This window comes from Streptomyces sp. UH6, from assembly GCF_013421635.1.
Lineage (GTDB): Bacteria > Actinomycetota > Actinomycetes > Streptomycetales > Streptomycetaceae > Streptomyces > Streptomyces abyssomicinicus.
On record NZ_JACADT010000043.1, the window covers coordinates 1 to 15215 of the forward strand.

At 71.8% G+C, this 15215-nt stretch carries 18 protein-coding genes, 1 tRNA gene and 1 pseudogene; 11 read left to right on the plus strand and 9 right to left on the minus strand.

Annotation, left to right across the window (positions count from 1 at the left end):
• Positions 1-283: 283 nt before the first annotated feature.
• From HW445_RS05310 to HW445_RS05320, 3 genes are all read right to left on the minus strand, one after another.
• Complete coding sequence (locus HW445_RS05310) at positions 284-1054, minus strand: DUF1206 domain-containing protein (RefSeq protein WP_180219872.1); 771 nt, start codon at positions 1052-1054, stop codon at positions 284-286.
• Between the two features lie 171 nt (positions 1055-1225).
• Positions 1226-2902, minus strand: coding sequence for a metallophosphoesterase (locus HW445_RS05315; RefSeq protein WP_257230855.1), 1677 nt, complete (start codon positions 2900-2902; stop codon positions 1226-1228).
• Between the two features lie 130 nt (positions 2903-3032).
• Positions 3033-3419, minus strand: a complete 387-nt coding sequence (locus tag HW445_RS05320; protein WP_151774402.1) for a cupin domain-containing protein — start codon at positions 3417-3419, stop codon at positions 3033-3035.
• Between the two features lie 213 nt (positions 3420-3632).
• Between HW445_RS05320 and HW445_RS05325 the strand changes: the two genes are divergently transcribed.
• On the plus strand, positions 3633-4835 hold the full coding sequence (locus tag HW445_RS05325) for an MFS transporter (RefSeq protein ID WP_180219873.1): 1203 nt from the start codon (positions 3633-3635) through the stop codon (positions 4833-4835).
• A gap of 160 nt (positions 4836-4995) precedes the next feature.
• A complete protein-coding gene (locus HW445_RS05330) occupies positions 4996-5310 on the plus strand; it encodes a hypothetical protein (RefSeq protein WP_180219874.1) in 315 nt (104 codons plus the stop codon).
• 25 nt (positions 5311-5335) lie between these two features.
• Here HW445_RS05330 and HW445_RS05335 read toward each other — a convergent pair whose 3' ends face one another.
• Together HW445_RS05335 and HW445_RS05340 are read right to left on the minus strand one after the other, a co-directional pair.
• Positions 5336-6361, minus strand: a complete 1026-nt coding sequence (locus HW445_RS05335; protein WP_180219875.1) for a DMT family transporter — start codon at positions 6359-6361, stop codon at positions 5336-5338.
• A 156-nt stretch (positions 6362-6517) separates the two neighbouring features.
• Positions 6518-7129 (minus strand): TetR/AcrR family transcriptional regulator, encoded by a 612-nt coding sequence (locus HW445_RS05340; RefSeq protein ID WP_180219876.1) that lies wholly within the window; start codon positions 7127-7129, stop codon positions 6518-6520.
• Between the two features lie 125 nt (positions 7130-7254).
• Here HW445_RS05340 and HW445_RS33295 point away from each other — a divergent pair, with 125 nt between their 5' ends.
• On the plus strand, positions 7255-8340 hold the full coding sequence (locus HW445_RS33295) for a GNAT family N-acetyltransferase (RefSeq protein WP_257230856.1): 1086 nt from the start codon (positions 7255-7257) through the stop codon (positions 8338-8340).
• A 53-nt stretch (positions 8341-8393) separates the two neighbouring features.
• On the opposite strand, the gene HW445_RS05350 is transcribed toward HW445_RS33295, so the two are convergent.
• Entirely contained in the window at positions 8394-8882 is a 489-nt protein-coding gene (locus tag HW445_RS05350) for an Lrp/AsnC family transcriptional regulator (RefSeq protein WP_180219877.1), read from the minus strand.
• 92 nt (positions 8883-8974) lie between these two features.
• Between HW445_RS05350 and HW445_RS05355 the strand changes: the two genes are divergently transcribed.
• Together HW445_RS05355 and HW445_RS33300 are read left to right on the plus strand one after the other, a co-directional pair.
• The gene (locus HW445_RS05355) at positions 8975-10003 is read left to right on the plus strand and encodes an alcohol dehydrogenase catalytic domain-containing protein (RefSeq protein ID WP_180219878.1); all 1029 of its coding nucleotides are present in this window, start codon (positions 8975-8977) and stop codon (positions 10001-10003) included.
• Positions 10004-10114: 111 nt separating this feature from the next.
• Positions 10115-10258: pseudogene (locus HW445_RS33300) on the plus strand (VapC toxin family PIN domain ribonuclease); the annotation flags it as partial.
• Between the two features lie 2 nt (positions 10259-10260).
• On the opposite strand, the gene HW445_RS05360 reads toward HW445_RS33300, so the two are convergent.
• Positions 10261-10842 (minus strand): TetR/AcrR family transcriptional regulator, encoded by a 582-nt coding sequence (locus HW445_RS05360; RefSeq protein ID WP_180219879.1) that lies wholly within the window; start codon positions 10840-10842, stop codon positions 10261-10263.
• Between the two features lie 116 nt (positions 10843-10958).
• On the opposite strand from HW445_RS05360, the gene HW445_RS05365 reads away from it, so the two are divergent.
• From HW445_RS05365 to HW445_RS05385, 5 genes are all read left to right on the plus strand, one after another.
• Entirely contained in the window at positions 10959-11816 is an 858-nt protein-coding gene (locus HW445_RS05365; protein WP_180219880.1) for a class I SAM-dependent methyltransferase, read from the plus strand.
• A gap of 451 nt (positions 11817-12267) precedes the next feature.
• The gene (locus tag HW445_RS05370; protein WP_180219881.1) at positions 12268-12537 is read left to right on the plus strand and encodes a type II toxin-antitoxin system Phd/YefM family antitoxin; all 270 of its coding nucleotides are present in this window, start codon (positions 12268-12270) and stop codon (positions 12535-12537) included.
• On the plus strand, positions 12527-12994 hold the full coding sequence (locus tag HW445_RS05375; RefSeq protein WP_180219882.1) for a type II toxin-antitoxin system VapC family toxin: 468 nt from the start codon (positions 12527-12529) through the stop codon (positions 12992-12994). Before HW445_RS05370 ends, HW445_RS05375 begins: the two co-directional genes overlap by 11 nt.
• A gap of 500 nt (positions 12995-13494) precedes the next feature.
• The gene (locus tag HW445_RS33305) at positions 13495-13668 is read left to right on the plus strand and encodes a hypothetical protein (RefSeq protein ID WP_257230857.1); all 174 of its coding nucleotides are present in this window, start codon (positions 13495-13497) and stop codon (positions 13666-13668) included.
• Between the two features lie 101 nt (positions 13669-13769).
• Entirely contained in the window at positions 13770-14198 is a 429-nt protein-coding gene (locus HW445_RS05385; protein WP_180219883.1) for a type II toxin-antitoxin system VapC family toxin, read from the plus strand.
• 72 nt (positions 14199-14270) lie between these two features.
• On the opposite strand, the gene HW445_RS05390 is transcribed toward HW445_RS05385, so the two are convergent.
• Positions 14271-14343, minus strand: a tRNA-Arg gene (locus tag HW445_RS05390).
• A 188-nt stretch (positions 14344-14531) separates the two neighbouring features.
• Here HW445_RS05390 and HW445_RS05395 point away from each other — a divergent pair.
• Positions 14532-14759 carry a hypothetical protein gene (locus tag HW445_RS05395; protein ID WP_180219884.1) on the plus strand — a complete coding sequence of 76 codons (228 nt, stop codon included), beginning with the start codon at positions 14532-14534 and terminating at the stop codon, positions 14757-14759.
• Positions 14760-14778: 19 nt separating this feature from the next.
• On the opposite strand, the gene HW445_RS05400 is transcribed toward HW445_RS05395, so the two are convergent.
• Positions 14779-15215: ATP-binding cassette domain-containing protein (locus HW445_RS05400; protein ID WP_180219885.1), on the minus strand; the 437-nt coding region annotated here is incomplete at its 5' end.

Sequence of the window (15215 nt, forward strand, 5' to 3'; positions counted from 1 at the left end):
CACCGCCACCGCGCGGGCCGCGAGCTGCTCCCACAGCCGCGCCGCGGTGGACACGGGCAGGGGCCCGAACCGCGTGAGCAGGACGGCGCTCACACCGATGCCGAGCCCCAGACCCACATAACGTCGCACGGGGCGGCCGTGCCGCCGATCGAGGTTCGTCGCCATGACCGCACGCTACGGCCGGGCGGCGGCGCCGGACATGAGTCCTCGTACTCAACCGCCGTGAGCAGCCGCTCCGTCGCGGGCGGCGGCCAGGGGGCCACCCGGCGGGCGGCCCGCGAGGTCACGTCCTGCGGTAGCGCGCGCTGGCGAACGAGAAGCCGCTGAAGGCCACCAGCCCCACGGCGATCACCACCAGCAGCCACGGACCGGCCGCGGTCTGGGTGAAGGCGCGCAGCGTGTCGTCCATCCCCTTCGCCTCGTCCGGGTCGAACCGGACCGCGGCGACCAGGGCGAACACGCCCACCGCGCCGAACAGGACACCTCGCGCGACGCCGCCGAAGACGCCGAGGACGTCGACCACCTGGCGGACGCGGCGGCTCATCCGGCCGGTCTTGAGGTGCTTGTGGAACGTCCGCCGCACCGCGCGGACCAGGATCCATCCGCCCGCGACGACCACACCTACCGCCGTGGCGCCGACCAGCCAGCGACCGCCCGGCATCTCCAGCGCCCGCGCGGTGATGTCCTTGGACTGCTCGTCGGAGGAACCGCCGCCGCCCGACCCGGCGGCGAAGGCCAGCACGGAGTAGGCGACGAAGCCGTAGAAGACGGCACGGCAGCCGGAGAACAGCCGCTTGTGCGTCTTGTGCCCGTCCGGACCGGAGGCGCCGAACGCGGCCTCCGACAGCCGCCACAGCGCCATGCCGGCCGTGGCGATGCCCAGCGCCCACAGCAGCACCGAGCCGAACGGCTTCTCGGCTATCTCCGCGAGCGCGCCGGAGCGGTCGGCCTGCTCGCCGTCGCCCGGGTGGAAGGCCACCCGCAGCGCGATGACCCCGATGAGCAGGTAGAGCACCCCGCGCGCCGCGAAGCCGGCCCGGGCCGCACGGTCCATCGCGGAACTGTTGGCGGCGCGCCGCGCGCCGGTCCGGGGGAGCCACGTCGTCGATTGACCTGTCATGCGGCCCGGTTGCCCGCTGCCCGGTCACGGAAACGGAGGGTGAATCGGCCACCCCCGGCGCTCACCGCACCGCGCGGCCGTCCCGCCCCGGGGCCGCGGGGCCGCTCAGTGACAGCCGAACGACTTGGCGGTGAGGCTCGTGCTCAGCGTGCAGACCTGACCGCGCACCGCACCGTCCGTCCTGTGGAAGGTCAGGTCCCAGGTCCCGTTGTCGTGCCGCAACTGCCCGTACCCGGCGACCCCGTCGAGTCCCGCCGGAGGGTTCGAGGGGTTCTCCACCTGGGTGACCGACCGGTGGACCGGCTGCGGCGGTGTGCCGACGGGCTGCCCCGTGACGTTGTCGTCGACCGGCCCGCGGTCCAGCGGCGAGCCCGAGGAGCCCACGGTCACCTGGGGCGGGCGGACGGTGGCGAAATCGAGCATCTGGTAGAGGTGGACGTGCCCCGACAGCACCAGGCGCACGTTGTCCGCCAGCCGCTGCTGGGTGGTGCCGGCCACCGCCGCGTCGAGGACGTGCGTCAGCCAGGTCACCGCGCCGGGGGCCTGCCCGGCGGACTTCACCATCCACACCGGCTTGTGGGTGAGCAGGAAGAAGTCCTCGGACGGACGCTGCCGCGCGGCCCGGTTCACGGCCTGGAACTGCGGGACGAAGGTGTTCACCTGCGCCGTGCTGCCGGTGTCGTTCGGATCGGCGGACGAGGAGTCCACGGAGACGAGGTTCAGCAGGCCGGCGCGGATCGTGACGGGCGGCGGGAAACGGCTGCACGTCCCGTTGCCCCGCAGTTCGTCGGCGAGGTAGCGGAACCACGCGTCACCGGCGCCCCCGGCCTGCCCCGTGCAGTCCTCGTGGTTGCCCCGGGCCAGCACGACGGGCGCGGCGGCCAGCAACGCCTCGGCGGGCCGGAAGAAGTCCGCCACCACGCAGGCCCAGCTCGCCGCCTCGGCGCGCAGCGCGCACCCCGGATTCCTGGCCTTGTCGTCCGCCCTGCCCGGGTCGTTGCGGTAGAGATAGTCCCCGGTGTGGATCACGAGGTCGGGGGCCCCGCGGGCGATGCTGTTCGCGATCGGGGTGAAGGGCCAGGCGGTCGCGCAGGACTGCGCCGCCTCGGCGGGGTTCACCGGCAGCTCGCAGCCGGTGTCGCCGATGACGTCGACCGTGCGGGGACGGGTGGTCGCGGTCCACCTCGGCAGGGGCAGGTGACCGCCCGCGGGATGGAGCGTCGCCGCCTGCACCGTCGTCGGGACGAGCTGCGCGCCGGTCGCCCCGAGCGGCACCGGCGTCTGTGCCCCCGACTCGCAGACCGTGGTGGGGAAGTGCGCGCCGGTGGGGGTGCTCACCCGCTGAAGAGGGGCGGTCACCTGCGTCCCCAGGGTGTAGCGCACGGTGGGACAGGTCATGCTCGCGTCGGTGGACACGTAACGGATCTGTGTGCCGTGGCTGGTCAGCTGGGTCCACGCCCACGCCTCACCACCGGCGCCCGCTCCGGGGGGCGGGGTCGGACCCGGCGTGTGCGGTGGTGTGTGGGGCGGTGTGTGGGGCGGCCTCGGGTGGTGCGGCGGCCGGTGGTGGTGCGGCGGCTCGTGGTGGTGGTGCGGCTTGTGGTGGTGGTGCGGCGGTTCGTGGTGGTGCGGTGGCCGGGGATGCGGCGCGTGCCCGGGTGCCGCGGTAGGTCCCGGGGGCGGCGTCCCCACGCCGGCGGGCACCCGGGCGGGGGTCGCCGTGGCCGAGACGGCCGCGGCCAGGACACCCGCCACGGCGAGGGCGACGATCCGGTGCATCATGTGACGGCTCCTCGATCGGGAAGCCCCTGGGAAGCGACGTCCCGTCGCCGAGGGCCACACCGGGAATCGTCACCGACGCCTTCGGCACGCGCACCAGCACGAGGACGAACGGGCTAGTCCGGCGCACGCGTCAGCGGACGCGACCTCCGGACGCTCCTTCCTTCTCCTTCGCGTAGTCCTTCGCCATCTCACCGGCGAAGTCGTACACCACACACGGTTCGTCGCCGACGGTCCACGCGTCGTGCCCGGGGGAGCACACGAAGACCTCCCCGGCGCCGACCTCGGTCTCGCTTCCGTCGTCCATGCGGATGTGCATGCGCCCCTGCGTCACCACCCCGTTGTGGTGGAACTGACAGCTCTCGGTTCCGGCGGTCGGAGCGATGTCCTGGGACCACCGCCAGCCGGGCTCGAAGGTCGCCGTCGCGAAGTCCAGCCCCGTGAGGTGGACCGATTCGAGGTGACCGTGCGGGAAATCGCGCTGTTCATCGGGCTTACTGGGAGTCCTGACCTCCAGCATGGTGATGCCTCCTTACTGAGCCACACTTCCATTGTGTAACCCCTCACACGCTGGGCAAGGCCCACGGCCGTCCCGGGCGGCCACCCGGCGGCTCCCGGAAGGCTAGGGTCGGCTCTCGGCCATGGCGAGGAAGGCCGGAGGTGCGAGAACGCGGTGCGTCCCCGCACCGCGGTGCGAGGACGCGGCGTGAAGACCGCGGTGCGAGGGGCAGCTGTGAACGTCGGTGTGCAACGCGGTGCGATCGCCGCCGTACAGGTGCTCGGCCTCGCCGTGTGGTTCTCCATGTCGGCGGTGGTGCCCAGCCTGCGGAACGACTGGGGGCTCACGGCCGGCGGCGCGGTGTGGCTGACGGCGTCCGTGCAGATCGGTTTCGTCGCCGGGGCCGTGATCTCGACCTCCCTCAACCTCCCGGACCGCGTCGCGCCCCAGCGTCTGCTCGCCGCCGGGGCCGCGGCGGCCGCCGTCTGCACCGTCGCGCTGGCCCTGTTCGCCGACCGGTCGGCCGTCGCCGTCCCGCTGCGGTTCGTGACCGGCATGTTCCTGGCCGCCGTCTATCCCACCGGCATGAAGCTCATGGCCTCCTGGTCCGGCAGCGCCCGGCGGGGCCGGACCATGGGCGTCCTGGTCGCCGCCCTCACCCTCGGCTCCACGCTTCCCCACCTCATCGCCGGGCTGGGATCACTGCCCTGGCGCGGTGTCCTGCTCGCGGCGGCGGTGTCCGGGTTCGTGGGCTCCGCCATAGCCCTGGTGCTCGTGCGGCCCGGCCCCCACGCGGCGTCGGCCCCGCCCGCCCGCAACCCCCGGTACGCGCTGACCATGTTCACCGAACGCGGGCCGCGCCTGGCCAACCTCGGCTACTTCGGGCACATGTGGGAGCTCTACGCCCTCTGGACCTGGATCCCGACGTTCCTCCTGGCGGCCCCCGCCGCGCGCGACCTCCCGGTTTCGGTGGAGCTCACGGTGTTCCTCTCGATGGGGATCGGCGGTGCGGCCGGCTGCCTGCTCGGCGGCTGGGGCGCGGACCGCTACGGCCGCTCGCCCGCCGCCGTGACCGCGCTGCTGCTCAGCGGCCTGTGCTGCCTGCTCTCCCCGCTGCTCTTCCACGCCCCGCCGGTGGTCCTGTTCCTCTTCTGCACGCTCTGGGGCGCCGCCGTGATCGCGGATTCCGGGGTGTTCTCCACCTCGCTGAGCGAGGTCGCCGACCACCGCTACATGGGCACGGCGCTCACCGGTCAGACCGCGATCGGCTTCGCCCTCACCGTGGTGACCATCCAGTTCACGCCCCTGCTCGCCGAGGCCGTCGGCTGGCGCTACGCCTTCCTCCTCCTCGCCCCCGGCCCGCTGGCAGGCGCCCTCGCCATGCGCGCCTTCGGCCGTGAGACCACACCCCTTCCTGCCCCGCGAGGCTCGGCCTGAGCGCCGACGGCCGCCACCCGGGACGCCGGAAATGCCGTCCGAGCCCCCTGGCGTGGTGCGGCGGCGTGGCCGTGCCGCGCCGACGGCCGCAGCGGGCACCACCCCTCCGGCCACCGCCGCTTCACTTCGCCGTCCGCCGGGAACCTGGCACGATGATCCCGTGGTTGACCTGGAGCGCATCAAGGCGGAGACCGTGGCGTACTTCCGGGCACTCGACGAGAACGCCACCCTGCGGCACCACTTCCGGGGCGCTGACGAGGACGGCGGCGTGTGGTACTTCCAGGCCGTACCCGACGGCGGCGCGTTGATCGCCGTCAAGCAGGCCGAGCTGACGTCGGCCGGCCAACTCCACCGGTACAGCTGGGAGCACCTGGAGGACGACCACGGCTTCCTGACGGACCAGGCACTCGTCCCGGAGGAGGACCCACTGGAGCCCATCTCGGCCGAGGACTTCCAGCGGGTGTGGAGCCGGTGAGCGTTGACCGGGTGAGCGTTGGACGTCAGTCCTCGGCCGGCACGGCCGAACGCGACGTGCGCGGACCCCGGTCAGGGCCTTGCGAGCCGGCCGTCCGTTGTGCGGACGCCCGGCCGACCCCCTCGGCGGCGGCGAGGAACACCACGGCGGACAGCAGCAGAGCCGTGCCGGTGAGGACGACCGCGTTGAGCCGTTCGCCGAGGACGAGCACGCCGATGACCGCCGCGGTGAGCGGCTCCACCAGGGCCACGACGGACGCCGTGGTCGCCTTGACGGCGCCGAGGCCGGCGAAGAACAACGTGTACGCCAGCGCCGTCGGCACCGCCCCCAGGTAGAGGACCAGGCCCAGCGTCCACGCCGGGCGCCCCGCGTCGGGCAGCGGGCCCTCCAGCAGAGCCGCCGGCAGGAGGCAGACCATGCCGACCGCGAAGCCGGTCACCGTGGACCCGAACGCGCCACCGGCGTTCTCCCGGCCGGAGAATCGGCCCAGCAGCGTCACCCCCGCGTAGCCGGCGGCGGAAAGCAGCGCGTATCCGATGCCCGGCATGGGAGCGGGGCCGGTGCTCCCGTCCGCACCGCCCGTCAGCAGCACCAGGCCGGCGACGCCGCTCGCCACCGCGGCGGTCCCGGCGGCGCCGGTGCGCTCGCCCAGCGTGAGCCTGGCGCCCACGGCGACCAGCACCGGACCCGCACCCAGGATCACCACCGTGGCCACGGTCAGCCCGGCCTGCTGCACCGAGGCGAAGTAGGCCGTCTGGTACGCCGCCAGCCCGAAACCCGTGATCAGGACCCGCCGCGGGTTGGCCGCGAACGCCGCGCGCAGCGACGGCGCCGTCTCCGGCCGCCGGGATCGCCAGGTACGCCGGCCCAGGTGAACCGCCAGGAGCAGGCCGAGTCCCACCAGGAACCGCCAGAACGACACCGCGACGGGGCCGATCCCGCCGGCGTCGTACAGTTCGGCGGCCACGGCACCGCCCGTGCCCCATGCCGTGGCCGCGAGCGCGACGTAGAGAACACCCTGCCGAACGGGCAGGGCGGAAGAGGACTGCACCTGAGGTCTCCTCGATCGATTGCCATCACGTCGTGTCCGTGTCCGTGTCCGTGGGCAATCCGCGCGGCCCCCCCGTGACCCAGGGGTGGCTCGGCACGACGGCCCGCTCTAGGCGGCGGGCGGCGGAGGCGTCAGGAGCAGCTGCATGACATCAACCTATTCGGCGATGGGCCCGGACCCGGCGAGCCGGGCGACGAAGTCGTCGACCATGGCGATCTGCACGTCCTCGGCGAAACGTCCGGGGTCGAAGAGGGCTTGGACGACGAGTCCGTGGACGAAGGCGACGGCGGAGGCGGCCAGTTGGCCTGCGTCGGCGCTCGAGCGGATCTCCCCGAGGTCGCGTGCCGTCTCGAAATGACGGCGGAAGGTTTCGCGCAACCTGGTGTAGCGGTCGCCTTGTTGGGCGGACAGCGTCTCGTCGGCGAGGGACAGGTCCCAGGAGCTGACCCAGATGCGGTTACGGGCGGTGTCGGCCGGAGTGAGCGGCAGGATGTCGATCAGCATGGCCCGTACGGCGGACAGGCCACCGGCGGGAGGAGTCCGGCGCGGGCGTCCCGCCGTGTCCTGTTCCAGCAGGTCCAGCGCGTGCGTGACAAGAGCACGCTTGCTCGGGAAGTAGTGCGTCAGCAGCCCCGTGGAAACGCCCATCTCGGCGGCGACCGCGCGCAGTGTCAGACCGCCGAAACCCTTCGCGGCGAGAACGCGCCACACCGCCTCGGACACGTCCTTGCGGCGGGCTTCGTGATCTCCGGGTGCGGGTGGCGGCATGCGGGCTACCCTACATACCAAACGCTTGTTACGCACGCTCCTCACCGCCATGCCCGGCCGGCCTACCCCCGCCGGCCTTCCCCACCGGCGTATCCGCCCGGCCCGACCCGGAAGGCAGCAAGCCCATGTTCACCATCCCGCTCGACGACCACACGCGACTCCGTCCTCTGGAGCCCTGGCAGGCACCGGAGTTCCTGGCGCACATCGACCGGGCCCGCCCCCTGGTCGACCCGTGGATCCCCTGGGCGTCGCTCACCACCGACCTGGCCTCGGCCAGGTCGACCCTCCAGCGCTACGCCGACCTCTCGTCCTCCGACAGCGGCCGGATATGCGGGATCTGGCGGGACGGCGTGCTCGTGGGCGGCGTCATGTTCACCCGCTGCGACGCCTCCTCGGGAGTGTGCGAGATCGGCTGCTGGCTGGAGGAGGCCGGGCAGGGCCGAGGACTGGTGACCCGCGCCTGCCGGGCACTGATCGACTGGGCCTTCACCGAGCGTGGGATGAGCAGGGTCGAGTGGTGGGTCGCCTCCGGCAACACCCGCAGCATCGCGTCAGCGCGCCGCCTGGGGATGACCCGGGACGGCGTGCTCCGGCAGCGCTATCCGTACCGAGGGGTGCGGCACGACAGCGAGGTGTGGTCGGTCCTGGCGCAGGAGTGGCCGCCGTCAGAGGCTCGGCCCACGCCCGAGCCCACACCCACGCCCGAGCCCACACCCACGCCCGAGCCCACACCCACGCCCGAGCCCACACCCACGCCCGAGCCCGCCCCCACGCCCGAGCCCGCCCCCACCTCCGACGACCGGGCGGACATCGACCGGTTGATGGGCCTGTTCATGGACTCCTTCACCAACACCGGCGGGAGGCGCCCCGATCTGGAGATCATCCGCGAACTCTTCGTCCCGGAGGGGCGGATCATCTCGAACACCGGAAACAACCCCGTGATCATGGACCTGGACGCATTCGTCGAGCCGCGTCAGAGGATGCTCACCGACGGAACGCTGACGGAATTCTCCGAGTGGGAGGTCTCCCGGCGGACCGAGATCTTCGGCTCGGTCGCCCACCGGTTCAGCGAGTACCGCAAGTCCGGTGTCCGGGACGGCGCGCACTTCGAGGGGCACGGCCACAAGACCACCCAGTTCCTTCGGACCCCGACCGGCTGGAGGATGTCCTCCATGGCCTGGGAGGACGAACCGGACCGGCTCCCGGAGTGACGGGCACCCGGATCCGCCGCTCACGGCCACGTCCTGCCGAGCGCCCCGTTCTGTCAGTCCTCACACAAAAGCCATGCGGCGATGTCCACGTCACGCGGATGCACGGGCTCCGACAGCACCACGCCGGTGGTGGTGTCGCCCATCTCCGAGAGTTGCTCGATGACCTGCTCGAGGTGCTGTGCGTCCCGGACCGCGATCGTCAGCTCGTAGCAGTTCTCGCCGGTGACGTGGACGCACGACAGGACGTGGCCCATGGCGAGCAGTCGGTCGCGCAGGACCTGTGGCTTCCGGGCGGAACGCAGCCGCGGGCGCAGCGAGACGTGAGCCCTCAGGCCCAGCCCCAGCCGGTCGAGATCCAGGTGGACGCCGTAGCCCTTGATCACACCGGAGTCCTCCAGACGCCGCACCCGCTCGGCGACGGCGGGCCGACTGAGGGACACCCTGCGGCCCAACTCGGCAAGGCTGATGCGGGCGTTGCGGGAGAGCTCACGGATGATCGCGAGATCCACGGCATCTGTTCCCGACGTTTGGGAAACGGACATGCCGAAACACCTTCTGTTCGACGGAAAGAGCGCGGGGCACCCCGTCGGACCGCCATGGCCGGACGGGCGGCGGCAGCCTACCGTGTTCGCCCATGAGAGCCACCGTGCTGGAAGGGGTCGGACAGGTCCGTCTCGTCGACGTTCCCGACCCGGTGATCGAACAACCGAGTGACGCGCTGGTGAGGGTTTCCCTCGCCGCCGTGTGCGGATCCGACCTGTGGCCGTTCCGAGGTCAGGAGTCGTTCACGCCAGGCGACCGCATGGGCCACGAGTGGATCGGAGTCGTCGAGGAGGTCGGTGCGGGCGTCACCCATCTCCGGGCGGGCGAACTCGTCCTCGCTCCCTTCGCGTTCGCGGACGGCACCTGTCGACAGTGCCGCGACGGGTTGTTCACCTCCTGTCCCAACGGCGGCTTCTGGGGCGGCCGCCATGACGGCGGCCAGGCCGAGGCCGTACGCGTGCCGTTCGCCGAGAGCACGCTCGTCCCGGTGCGCGCGGAAGCGGATGCCGAACTCCTGCGTCGCCTGCTTCCGCTGACGGACGTCATGGCGACCGGCGCCCACGCCGTCGTCCTGGCCGGTGTCCGGCCGGGTTCCACCGTGGTCGTCCTGGGGGACGGTGCCGTCGGGCTGTGCGCGGTGCTCGCCGCCCGCCGCGCCCGAGCCGGACGGATCATCCTCGTCGGCCGCCACCCCGACCGCAGCGACCTGGCCAAGCGCATGGGGGCAACCGACGTCCTGGCCGCGGACGCCCCCGCGACCGTCGGCTTGGTCCGGGACGAGACCGAAGGCGGTGCCGGCGGCGTCGCCGAGTGCGCGGGCACCCAGTCCGCCCTCGACCTCGCGATCGACCTGGTCCGGCCCGGCGGCACCATCGGTTCCGTCGGGGTCCCCAACGGCGTGGACCGCGTCGACCTCTACCGTCTGTTCCGCCACAACATCGCCCTGCGGGCCGGGGTGACTCCCGCCCGCCGCTACCTGGAACCCCTGCTCGCGGAAGTCCTCGCGGGTCAGCTCGACCCCTCACCGGTACTGTCGACCGAGCTGCCCCTGGACGACGTCGCGACCGCCTACCAGGCCATGAACACGCGCCAGGCCACCAAGATCGCCATCCGGCCATGACGCACCGGGCCCAACCCGGCGGGGTCGCACCCCCGCCGTCTCGTTGCCCGTCGGCGACCGAGGCGGACCGGCATCGCTGCGGTGGCAGGCTGGGGGACGAGGTGCTCGACCCCATCCCCCTTCGATGCGGAGGCCGCCCGTGCCTACGGCCGGCCGTGCCGCGGTGATCAGTGCGGGCCGCAAGCCGCGTCGTCGGCGGCCGGCCTGATGATCGCTGCCACCGCAGTGGCCGAGGTCCTCCCCCTCTTCACCACCGCTCAGCTGTCGAGGAGCACGGCCAGCAGGCGCCGCACGGTCACCGCAGTGTCCGGTGCGGTGCCGCGGGTCATCAGCAGATGGTGGGTGGTGCCGACGAGCGCGAGCGCGATGGCAGCGGCGTCGCTGTCCGCCGGGATCCGGCCGTCCCGCTGCTCCGCCTCGAGATAGCCCGTGACGGCGTGCTGGATCGCGTCGAACGCGGGCGCGCCGGACTGAAAACCCTGGCGGGTGTGCGACGCGGCCTTGGGGCGGGTCATCGCCAGGCCCACCACCGCCGGAGGCAGGGAGTCCAGCAGGGCCCCGACGACCTCGCGGAGGTTCTCCGCGACCGTGGCCTGCCCCACTTTGGTGTGCAGGGCCTCGGCCTGGCGGGCACTGCGCGCGAAGCGGTCCAGGACCAGCTCGGCGACGAACTCGTCCAGGCCGGAGAAGTGGGTGTGCAGCACGCCCTTGGCGCAGTCCGCCTCCGCGGTGACCGCGCGGCTGGTCAGGGCCGCGGCGCCGTCGCGCGCCACCACCCGTTCCGCGGCCGCGAACAGCCGCTCGCGCAGGTCCGGAATCGCTACTCCACGAGGTGACACAACAGCCCCTTTCCCTGCGCCCGTTGCAAGTATGGGCGTGCGCCCATACTGTTTGGGCGCTTGCCCATTCTAGGGCCGGGGCACCCAGTCGTGCCCCGGCGGGAGGGAGTTCACCCATGGGGCACTTCGCCAACACCGCGCAGGCCGAGGCGTGGAACGGATACGAAGGCGCGCAGTGGGCCCGCAGCCAGGAGCGCTGGGACGCCGTCAACGACGGCTTCAACCAGCCTCTCCTGGACGCCGCGGCCATCTCCGAGACCGATGCCGTGCTGGATGTCGGCTGCGGAGCCGGCCGCACCACCCGCCTCGCCGCCCGGCGTGCCGTACGTGGCTGGGCGATCGGCCTGGACCTGTCGGGCCCGATGCTGGACAAGGCCAGGGAGAGCGCGGTACGCGAAGAGGTCGCGAATGTGGTCTTCGTGCAGGGCGACGCGCAGGTCCACCCCTTGGACGCCGGGGCGTTCGACGCGGTCATCAGCCGGTACGGCATGACCTTCTTCACCGACCCCGTCGCCGCGTTCGCCAACCTACGCCGCGCACTGCGCCCCGGCGGCCGGCTGGCCTTTGTCTGCGCGGCCGAGGCCGAGGCCAACGAGTGGCTCGCCGCGCTGGCCTCGCTCAAGGACATCCTGCCGCTCGGCGGGTTCGGGAAGGCCGACGGCCCCGGCATGTTCTCCCTGACGGATCCCGCCCGCATCCGCGAACTGCTCGCCGCCGGCGGGTTCGACGGGGTGGAGGTGCACAGGGTCGAGGTGGCGGGGAAATGGGGCACCGACGCGGCGGACGCCGCGGCGTTCCTGTTGGACTCCGGTCCCGGGCGTCACCTGCTCGATCAGGTGACACCGTCCGCGCAGGACGCGGCGCGCCAGGCACTGACGGCCACCCTGCGCCGCCACGAGGCGGACGGCGGGGTGTGGCTGCGCAGCAGTTCCTGGCTGGTCACCGCGCTTCGCGGCGGTTCGGCACACGGCTGAGCCGGACAACCCCCGCCCCGCAGTCCGTGAACCCGCACCCACGACCGCCCTTGTGGACGTCGAGCGTGCGGGTTCATGCTGCACGGCGTTCTTGAACAGCGAGGTGAAGCGACCGTATGTGTGACCTCCCCCTGGGAACAGTCGGTCTGACCAGGGCGTGAAGGGCCGTCGGCGTGATGTCGGAGGCCGCCCAGGGAAGTACCTGGGCGGCGCCTGCACTGGTGCCCCCCGGCAGGATTCGAACCTGCGACACCCGCTAAGACACTCGTCGGCGGTTCTCACATGTTCGCGCCTTGTTCGGGCCTCATGTGTGGGCTGAAATCCGTTCCGGTGGTCCCCCGTGTTTTCGGCGGGTCGGCACCGGTCCCGCCTTGGTTCCGCCCCGTGCCTGTGGTCGGAAGTCTGTGCCATGTCGTGCTACCGCGTAGCACCAGGTGCTACCGTGGGCGATATGAGCGTTCAGCCTGAAATCACTCAGCGGGACCTGCGTAATCGTTCCCGGGAGATCATGGATGCCATACAGGGCGGCCAGTCCTTCACCGTCACTCGTGACGGGCATCCGATCGGGCAGCTCGTCCCTCTGCGGCGGCGCCGTCGGTTCGTCTCCCGGCAGGAGTTCGCGGCGATGTCCAGAACCGCTCCCGACATCTCCCTCGACATGTTCCGCGCCGACCAGGACGCCACGGCCGACCACTACCTGGACGACCCCTATGCCCGCTGATCGTCCGATGTACGGGCAGGGGATCCTCGACACCAACATCATGATCTTGCGGCGGTGGGTGGATCCCGAGGAACTGCCAGAAGAAATGGCGATCACCGCCATCAGCTTGGCCGAGCTGTCCGCCGGCCCTCATGAGGTCCGCCGCAACGACGAACAGAGCGGCTACGACGAGCATGCCGAGCGGGCCCGAAGGCTCGACGTTCTGCAACGTGCGGAACACGAGTTCGACCCCATCCCCTTCGATGCCGAAGCCGCCCGTGCCTACGGCCGGATCTGTGCCGCGGTGATCAGTGCGGGCCGCAAGCCGCGTCGTCGGGTGGCCGACCTGATGATCGCTGCCATCGCAGTGGCCGAGGACCTCCCCCTCTTCACCACCAATCCCGACGACTACAAAGGGCTGGACGACCTTCTGACCGTCGTTCCGGTCACGCGTCCCACGGTGCCGCACGAGAGCTGACGAATTCCGACCGAACACCGCAGAGCCGAATTGGTCGAGCTGCCGAGATGGCCGACCTCCGGACCTTTGGGGGGCAAGCGCGCCCCGCACTGTTGCGGTTGTTCCGGGGCCTCCGGAGCGGGGCGAAGCCTGCCTGGCCCTTCGGGGGACGGGCGTGGACAGAGTGCCTGCTGCTTCTCTGTGCCCCCAGGATTCGAACCTGCGACACCCGCTTTAGGAGGTCCCGCCGAGCGGGGCTGTGACCTGGGAAAACGGTCACCGATACGTGCTTGACCTGCGGAATGCGTCTCGCCGGTTCTCAGTCGTTCGCAGTACTTCCCGGCCTCATGTGTGCCGTAGGTGTGCTGCGGACGGTCCGGCCAGGCCGACCGCCGTTCAGTCTGCCGACGGGCCGGTCCCTGGCTGCGGCAGGTGGTGTGGCTCTCGGAAGGTCTGAGCGAACGGACCGGACGCCGTTAACCGGGACCGGTAGAAGCGCACGGCGCGATACAGCGGAGGGGATGCCGATGACGACGGCCCCGAGCGAGGTTCCTCACCCGCCGTACTCGACGGCGCACCCGTTGCGGACCATCCGTGACATCCGGGAGTCCCTGCCCGACGACCAGCGCAGGCATTTCGATGCGGAGCTCGCCGACACGGAGATCGAGGCACTGCCCGAGATGCTGAACCCCTAGGTGGCCTCGAGCAACGACGGCTTCGAGGAATTCCTGCTGTCCCAGCCCTTCGAGGGCTTGGAGTTCGGTGCCCGCTCCTACGACGAGCAATCGGACCCCGAGTGATCTACCTGCTCGACACGAACGTCGTCGCCGAACTCACGAAGCGGCCCAAGCCCGACCACCGCGTACTGGCTTGGTTCCGGTCCACGCCCCGGCCCAACCGCTTCCTCAGCGTGATCACCGTCGCCGAGATCGAGGCAGGCGTGGATGCCACGGCGGACCCCATGCGCAAGGCCCGCTACACCCAGGCGCTTGCCGCCGTGCGGCACGAGTACGCCGGACGCATCGCACCGATCGGTGAGTCGGAAGCAGCCGCGTACCTGAGCATCCACAAGACGCTGAAATCAGCCGGCGCCGGCATCGACCCACCCGACGCATTGATCGCCGCGACGGCCCTGGCCAACGGCTGGACGGTGACCACGCGCAACATCAAGCACCGCGCCCGGACCGGTGCCCTGGTGATCAACCCGTGGGAGCAGTTGATCTGACCAGCCGTGAAGGGGCGCCAGCGTTGATGTCAGAGGCCGCCCAGGAAACTTCCTGAGCGGCCTCTTCGGTTGTGCCCCCGGCAGGATTCGAACCTGCGACACCCGCTTTAGGAGAGCGGTGCTCTATCCCCTGAGCTACGAAGGCGGGAGGCCTGGCCGGACGGCTTGGCCACCGCGGTCAGTGTAGCGGGTGAGGGCTGATCCGTAACCGGAGTAGTGGCGGGGTCGCGAAGCGCCGCGGCCGCGCTGGTCTGCGGCGGGGTGTGGACGGGGTGTTGCGGGGAGGGAAGTGACCGACAGAGGGCCGGTGGGGGCGGCGTTAGGCTCCGCGCCATGGATGACAGCGTGGAGTGCGGGCAGTGCGGCGCGGTGGGGCTGGAGCCGGGGTTCGTGGAGGACTCGGGGGAGGGCGCACCGGGGTTCGCTCGGTGGATCGCCGGGCCGTTGGAGCGGGGGATCTTCGGGGGCGCCAAACGGCTGGGGAGGACCCGGTGGGAGATCGAGGCCTACCGGTGCCCCCAGTGCGGGCACCTGGAGTTGTTCGCCAGGCGGGAGGTGTAGGGGGCCGCGCAGAGCGGGCTCACGCCGTGGCGGTCACCGCCTGCCAGGGGAGGACGCGGTCGCACCAGCGGTCGAGCAGGACCGCGTCGTGGCCGACCGCGAGGAGGGCGGCGCCGGTCTCGGCGCGGTAGGACTCGACGGCGGTGACCAGGGCCGCGGTGGTGGAGGCGTCGAGCATGGCGGTCATCTCGTCGCAGACCAGGACGCGGGGACGCAGCGACAGGGCGCGGGCCAGGCAGGCGCGCTGGAGTTGGCCGTCGCTGACCTCGTGGGGGCGACGGGTGAGGAGGTCGGGGGTGAGGCCCACCAGGGGGGTGAGTTCGGCGAGGCGGGCGGGGACCTCGTGGCGGCGGCCGGTTGCGCGCAGCGGTTCGGTGATCAGGGCGGCGAGGGTCAGACGGGGGTCGGCGGCCAGGCGGGGCTGCTGGAGGACGACGCCGAAGGCGGTGCGCTGCG

What these genes read in the sequence shown, in the direction of transcription:
- HW445_RS33305 (WP_257230857.1), top strand. Translation starts at nt 13,495, where the DNA reads ATGCCGATGACGACGGCCCCGAGCGAGGTTCCTCACCCGCCGTACTCG.
- HW445_RS05395 (WP_180219884.1), top strand. Translation starts at nt 14,532, where the DNA reads ATGGATGACAGCGTGGAGTGCGGGCAGTGCGGCGCGGTGGGGCTGGAG.
- HW445_RS05315 (WP_257230855.1), bottom strand. Translation starts at nt 2,902, where the DNA reads ATGATGCACCGGATCGTCGCCCTCGCCGTGGCGGGTGTCCTGGCCGCG.
- HW445_RS05350 (WP_180219877.1), bottom strand. Translation starts at nt 8,882, where the DNA reads ATGTCCGTTTCCCAAACGTCGGGAACAGATGCCGTGGATCTCGCGATC.
- HW445_RS05365 (WP_180219880.1), top strand. Translation starts at nt 10,959, where the DNA reads ATGGGGCACTTCGCCAACACCGCGCAGGCCGAGGCGTGGAACGGATAC.
- HW445_RS05310 (WP_180219872.1), bottom strand. Translation starts at nt 1,054, where the DNA reads ATGGACCGTGCGGCCCGGGCCGGCTTCGCGGCGCGCGGGGTGCTCTAC.
- HW445_RS05375 (WP_180219882.1), top strand. Translation starts at nt 12,527, where the DNA reads ATGCCCGCTGATCGTCCGATGTACGGGCAGGGGATCCTCGACACCAAC.
- HW445_RS33295 (WP_257230856.1), top strand. Translation starts at nt 7,255, where the DNA reads ATGTTCACCATCCCGCTCGACGACCACACGCGACTCCGTCCTCTGGAG.
- HW445_RS05340 (WP_180219876.1), bottom strand. Translation starts at nt 7,129, where the DNA reads ATGCCGCCACCCGCACCCGGAGATCACGAAGCCCGCCGCAAGGACGTG.
- HW445_RS05370 (WP_180219881.1), top strand. Translation starts at nt 12,268, where the DNA reads ATGAGCGTTCAGCCTGAAATCACTCAGCGGGACCTGCGTAATCGTTCC.
- HW445_RS05355 (WP_180219878.1), top strand. Translation starts at nt 8,975, where the DNA reads ATGAGAGCCACCGTGCTGGAAGGGGTCGGACAGGTCCGTCTCGTCGAC.
- HW445_RS05320 (WP_151774402.1), bottom strand. Translation starts at nt 3,419, where the DNA reads ATGCTGGAGGTCAGGACTCCCAGTAAGCCCGATGAACAGCGCGATTTC.